This is a genomic window from Arthrobacter sp. TB 26 (assembly GCF_000427315.1).
GTDB lineage: Bacteria > Actinomycetota > Actinomycetes > Actinomycetales > Micrococcaceae > Arthrobacter.
In genome coordinates, this window is record NZ_AUPJ01000530.1 from 1 (window position 1) to 5,904 (window position 5,904).

At 67.1% G+C, this 5,904-nt stretch carries 5 protein-coding genes; 1 reads left to right on the top strand and 4 read right to left on the bottom strand.

The window, feature by feature from the left end; genetic code table 11:
* Positions 1-21: 21 nt before the first annotated feature.
* From K789_RS0120855 to K789_RS0120865, 3 genes are read right to left on the bottom strand one after another with little or no spacing between them, the layout of a single operon-like run.
* The gene (locus K789_RS0120855; protein WP_024368442.1) at positions 22-1,359 is read right to left on the bottom strand and encodes an ABC transporter substrate-binding protein; all 1,338 of its coding nucleotides are present in this window, start codon (positions 1,357-1,359) and stop codon (positions 22-24) included.
* A 60-nt stretch (positions 1,360-1,419) separates the two neighbouring features.
* On the bottom strand, positions 1,420-2,385 hold the full coding sequence (locus tag K789_RS0120860) for a carbohydrate ABC transporter permease (RefSeq protein WP_024368443.1): 966 nt from the start codon (positions 2,383-2,385) through the stop codon (positions 1,420-1,422).
* A 13-nt stretch (positions 2,386-2,398) separates the two neighbouring features.
* Positions 2,399-3,355 (bottom strand): carbohydrate ABC transporter permease, encoded by a 957-nt coding sequence (locus K789_RS0120865; protein ID WP_024368444.1) that lies wholly within the window; start codon positions 3,353-3,355, stop codon positions 2,399-2,401.
* A gap of 315 nt (positions 3,356-3,670) precedes the next feature.
* On the opposite strand from K789_RS0120865, the gene K789_RS0120870 reads away from it, so the two are divergent.
* Positions 3,671-4,708 carry a LacI family DNA-binding transcriptional regulator gene (locus K789_RS0120870; protein WP_416352822.1) on the top strand — a complete coding sequence of 346 codons (1,038 nt, stop codon included), beginning with the start codon at positions 3,671-3,673 and terminating at the stop codon, positions 4,706-4,708.
* A gap of 66 nt (positions 4,709-4,774) precedes the next feature.
* On the opposite strand, the gene galK is transcribed toward K789_RS0120870, so the two are convergent.
* A partial coding sequence (gene galK / locus K789_RS0120875) for a galactokinase (protein WP_024368446.1) occupies positions 4,775-5,904 on the bottom strand: 1,130 nt, incomplete at its 5' end.

A 5,904-nucleotide genomic window follows, 5' to 3' on the forward strand; every position in this document is an offset into this window, starting at 1 on the left:
CGGCATCCGGGCGGGTGGGCCCTACTTGAAGAGGGCGTTGACCTGGTTGTTGGCGTCGGTGAGGGAGCTGGCCGGCTTCTTGCCCGCGAGGACGGCGTCCATGGCCGGCTTCATGATGCCGTCCACCTTGGCTGCTTTGTCCGCGATCGGGAAGAGGAACGTAGTGCCGTCCTTGACGTGTGTGGTGAAGGCGGAGACGTCGGTGCCCTTGTCCCCGAAGGCCTTGGCGGCGATCTCGGAGGAGCTGGTGATGGCCGGGAAGACCACGGCCTTCTTGGCGACGACGTCCTGGCAGGCGGTGGAGCCCAGGTATTCGACCCACTTGACCGCGGCGGCCGGGTTCTTGCTGCCCGCCCAGACCGAGTCGGCGAGGCCGTTGAACATGCTGGCGCGCTTGCCTTCGGGGCCCTTCGGGGTGGGGGCGAACGCGGTTTCCACACCCTTGTAGCTCTGGTACTGGCCAATCAGCCAGTCGCCGGTGGTGTTGATCGCGGCCTTGCCGGCACCGAAGTTGTCCGCGAGGCTGGCGCCCACGGTGGTTTCCAGTTTGGGCATGTAGCCCTTCTCGATCAGGCCGGCCCACCAGGCGATGGTCTCCTGGAAGCGGGGGTCGTCGTAGTTGAACTTGGTGCCCCACGGGTTCTTGTCCGTGTGGGTCCAGCCGGTGGTTGCGGTCAGGAAGCTCCACTCGGTCTGGCCCTGGCCGGAGCCGCCGCCGGCGAGCCCGAGGCCGTAGACCGCGACGTTGTTCTTGTCGAAGCCGGCTTCGTCGCCGCGCACGCCGTTCTTGTCCACGGTCAGGTGCGCGATCGCCTTTTCGTAGCTGCCGCCGTCCTGCGGGTTCCAGTCCAGGTTCGCCATCTGCTCGGCGGTGAGGCCGGCGGTGTCGGTCATGGCCTTGTTGTAGAACAGCCCGACGGTGTCCCAGTCCTTGGGCAGGCCGTAGCGCTTGCCGTCCTGGCCGACCCACAGTTCGGGCAGGCCCTTGGTGTAGCTGTCGAGCTTGATGCCGTCCTTCGCGACGGCGTCGTCCAGGGACAGCAGTTGCTTCTTCGCCGCGTACTCGGGGTACTTGGAGAGGTGGTTGGTGAAGACGTCCGGGGCGGTGCCGGCGACGAAGCCGTTGGTCAGCGTGGTCCAGTAGTCGTCCCAGCCGCGCTGGGTGATCGTGACCTTGATGTCCGGGTTGGCCTTGGTGAAATCGTCGGCGCACTGCTGGTAGGCGGGGAGCTGGTTGGCGTCCCAGAGCCAGTAGTTGATTTCACCCTTCGCTTCGGCTGAGGGTGCGGAACCGCCGCAGGCGGACAGGGAGAGGGCGATGGCTGCGGCGGCAGCCACGGCGCCGAGGGTCTTCTTCATGGTGAACCTTTCAGGGATGTGCAAGGTGGTTGTGCAAGGTGCGGGTGCGTTGGGCGGGGGTTACTTGATGCCGGAGAAGCCGATGGAGTTGACCACCCGCTTGCCGAAGGCGATGAAGAGCAGGAGGACGGGCAGGGCAGCGATCAGGGTTGCGGCCATTAGGCCGGACCAGTCGGGGGCGCCCTGCGGGGACTGGGATTTGAAGACGCCCAGGCCCACGGTGAGCACGCGGACGTTTTCGTCCTGGCCCACCAGCAGCGGCCAGAAGTATTCGTTCCACTGGCCGATGAAAGTCAGCAGGGCCAGGGTGGCCAGCGGGGCGGCGGCGTTGGGCAGCACGATCTGGAAGAAGATCCGCAGGTGCTTGGCGCCGTCGAGCATGGCGGCTTCCTCCACTTCGCGGGACATGGAGAGGAAGAACTGCCGCAGGAAGAAGATGGCGAAGGGCGTCATGAACAGGAAGGGCAGGGCCAGCCCGGCGAACGTGTTGAGCAGGCCCAGGTTCTTGATCATGAGGAAGTTGGGCAGGGCGGTGAAGATCGGCGGGACCATCATGGTGGCCAGGAACAGGCCGAAGACCACGTTCCGGCCGGGCCAGCGGAGCCGGGAGAAGGCGTAGGCGGCCATGGCGCTGAAGAACACCTGCCCTGCGGTGGTGACGCTGGCGAAGATGATGGAGTTCCGCAGGTACAGCCAGAAGTTGATTGCGGCGCCGGAGCCGCCCTCGGCGATGGCCTCCTCGGGGGTCTGCAGCCCGAGGACCCGTTTGAAGGCGCCGAGGCTGAAGTCCGCCGGCAGCAGGTTGCTGGCGTTGGAGGCGAGGGAGGCGTTGCTGGAGAGGGCGGTGCGGAGCATCCAGAGGAACGGTGCCACCGTGATGATGATGGCGACGACGACGAGGGTCCAGGCGCCGGCGCGGCGCCAGTTGAACGGCTTCCTGCGGGCGCCCTGCGGGGCGGGCTTATTGCCGGGCTTGCCGGCTGGATTGTTGCCGGGCGTTTTGCGGGAGAGTGCGGAGGTTGTCATGGCTGGGTTTTCCTTAGTCCAGATCCGATTCGTTGCCCTTGAGGAACTTCATCTGGATGAAGGCCACGAGGGCGAGAATGACGAAGAGAATGACGGACAGGGCCGAGGCGTAGCCGAAGTCGGATTCACCGAAGGCCTTCTGGTAGATGTACATCTGGATGACGCGGGAGGCGTTGATGGGCCCGCCGCCAGTGGTCACGGCCACGGTGTCGAAGACCTGGAAGGACCCGATCACGGTGACCACGAGGACCAGCACCAGCACGGGGCGCAGGAGCGGCATGGTGATGCTCCAGAAGGTCCGGGTTTGAGAGGCGCCGTCGAGGGACGCGACTTCGTAGACATGGCTGGGGATGGACTGCAGGCCGGCGAAGATCAGCAGGGCCGTGTAGCCCATGTGCCGCCAGACGTTGACGCCGGCGATGGTGGGGATGGCCCACTGCTCGCTGCCGAAGAAGGCGATGCGGGGCAGGCCGAACCAGTTGATGATCTCGTTGACGATGCCGATCTGGTAGTCGAGCATCCAGAACCACAGCAGCGCCACGATCACGTTTGCGACGAGGAACGGCAGCAGCAGGGCGCCGCGGATCAGGGTGGATTTGGCCACCCGGTGCATCAGTAGCGCCAGCCCGAGGGCGATGACGGTCTGGAAGCCGATGTTCAGGCCGACGTACTGGAGCGTGACGGCCATGGCGTTCCAGAACAGCTCGTCCGCGAAGATCGCCGTGTAGTTCCTGGTGCCGATCCAGGTGGGATCCCCCAGGACGCTGTACTCGGTGAAGCTGAGGTAGATGCCGCGGATCGTGGGGACCAGGAAGAAGGCGACGAAGCCGATCATGGCCGGAAGGATGAACAGCAGCGCGATCCGCAGGTCGCCGAGGCGGCGCCCTCGGCCTGGCCGGGGAGTATTGCCGCGGTGCGAGTGTTTGGATCCGCCAGCCACGGGATCCGGAAGTTTGGTGATGGTAGTCATCGTTGACTCTTCCTGGTGGTGTGATGTGGGTAACAGCTGAACCAGAATCTACACGAGTAGATTTGGGTTGGCAAGATTTGATTCCTTGAAATCCGGCGATTTTCTTGTACCAGCCAGTAACTATTGACTCGAGTAGATTCCCGTGGGACGCTTTTGCCGAGCGCCCGCGCGGCACAGCGCCCGGCTGTCCGGGCAGATCGGGAGAGGTAACAATGACGTTTTCCATCGGAGTCGTCTGTGTTGGCCAGTTCGGCGGCCCTTTCGGCTGGCATTTCGCCCACGGCCGCGGCGATGCGCGGGCCGCAGCTAGCTAGCATGTACTCCATGACGACTTCTGCAGTGCACACCCCCCGCGGCCCGGTGACCCGCAAGGACGTCGCCCGCTACGCCGGGGTGAGCACCGCCGTCGTCAGCTATGTCGTCAACGGCGGCCCGAAGAAGGTGGCCCCGGCCACCGAGGCGAAGGTCCAGGATGCCATCCGCATTCTGGGCTACCGGCCCAATGCGGCCGCCCGCGCGCTTAAGCTGGGGTCCAGCGAGACCATCGGCCTGGTCATCCCGGACAACACCAATCCGTTCTTCTCGCTGCTGGCCCATGCCGTCGAGGACGCCGCGGCCGAGCGTGGCTACGCCCTGCTGCTGACCAACTCGGACGGCAACCTCTCCAAGGAGCGCCGGAACATCCGCAACCTCGCCTCGCGCCAGGTGGACGGAGTGGTGCTCGCCAGCGTGCTGTTTGAACCGGACCTCGAGGCCCTCGAATCGGCCGAGATTCCCGCAGTGCTCCTGAACCACGGCGGCCAGGCGCCCGGCTTCAACAGCGTGGGCGTGGATCTGGCCGCCGGTGCCCGGATGGCAGTGGATCACCTGATCGGGCACGGGCACACCAACATCGCCCTCGCCATGGGCACCAACACGGCCCACGATTACGACCTCCGGGAAGAGGGCTGGCTGCAGGCGCTTGCGGCGGCGGGGCTGCCGGAGGGCCCCATTGTCCGGGGACCGTTCAGCCGGGAGGGCGGGTACGCCGTTGGCCGAAGGCTGCTCGCCTCGGCGGACCGGCCCACCGCCATCTTCGCCAGTTCGGATATGCAGGCGATCGGGATCCTGCGCGCCATCCACGAGGCCGGGCTGAGCGTGCCGGGCGATATCGCCCTGACCTCGTTCGACGGCTCCGCCGAGGCCGAGTACAGCTGGCCCGCCCTCACGACCGTGGAGCAGCCGGTCCGGGTGATGGCGGAAGCGGCCGTCAGCGCACTCCTCGGAGCACGCCGCGGCGAGCCGGCGGAGCACCGCATCTTCCCCACCGAACTGCGGATCCGGCAGTCCTGCGGCTGCCCGGCGACGGCTTAAGCCCCATCGGCTGCTCCATAACGGCCCTTTTGAGGGTTCTAAAGGGCCGTTACGGAGCACTCGACGTCAGGACACGCGCTCCGCTCCGGCGGCCGGCGTGACGGTGAAGATGTCCGGGGCGGTGAAGCCGGCGTCGGCGAAGGCGCGGACGACGGCGTCGCGGACCTGTTGCTCATAGCGCACCGGGGTGAGGGCGATCGCCGAGCCGCCGAAGCCGCCGCCGGTCATCCGGGCGCCGATGGCACCGTGGCTGCGGGCCGTGTCCACGGCGAGGTCGAGCTCGGGGCAGGAGATCTCGAAGTCGTCCCGCATGGAGGCGTGGCTGGCGTCGAGCAGGGGGCCGATCCGGGCCGGGCCCTCGGACCGGAGGGTGTCCACGGCCTGCAGCACGCGGTCGTTTTCGGTGACGATGTGGCGGACCCGCCGGAAGGTCACCGGATCAAGCAAACCGCTGGCCTCCTCGAGGTCCGCGACGCCGACGTCTCGCAACGCCTTGACGCCCAGGACCGCGGCGCCGAGTTCGCAGGACGCACGGCGGGAGGCGTAGCCGCCGTCGGCGTGGGAGTGGGAGACCTTCGTGTCGATCACCAGCAGCACGAGTCCGTCCTCCTGTGCCCGGAACGGCACGAGCTGAACGGACTGGTCCCGGCAATCGAGGAAGACGGCCCGCCCGCTCGCGCCGCGCAGCGAGGCCGACTGGTCCATAATGCCGGTCGGTGCGCCGACGAAGGCGTTTTCGGCATGCTGGGTCAACGTGACCATCTGCTCGGCGGTCAGCCCGGCGCCGGTGAGTTCGTTCAGGGCCGTGATCACGGCGCATTCGATGGCGTGCGAGGAGGACAACCCCGCGCCGAGCGGTACGTCGGAGTCCAGCAGGAGGTCGAAGCCGGGGACCTCGATGGCGTACTGCTGCAGCGCCCAGACCACACCGAGGGGGTACTTGGCCCACCCGGTGATGGAACCCGGGGCCAGGGCGGCGGCGTCGGCTGCGACGAGTCCCTGGTCCCCGGCGGTGGAGAGCAGCCGGACGGTCGAGTCGCCCCGGAGCCGGACCACCGTCGTCGCCCGCTTGTCGATGGCGAAAGGCAGGACAAAGCCTTCGTTGTAGTCGGTGTGCTCGCCGATCAGGTTCACCCGGCCGGGGGCGGCCCAGGCGCCGTCCGGGGCCGCGCCGAAGGTCGCCGCGAAACGGCTGG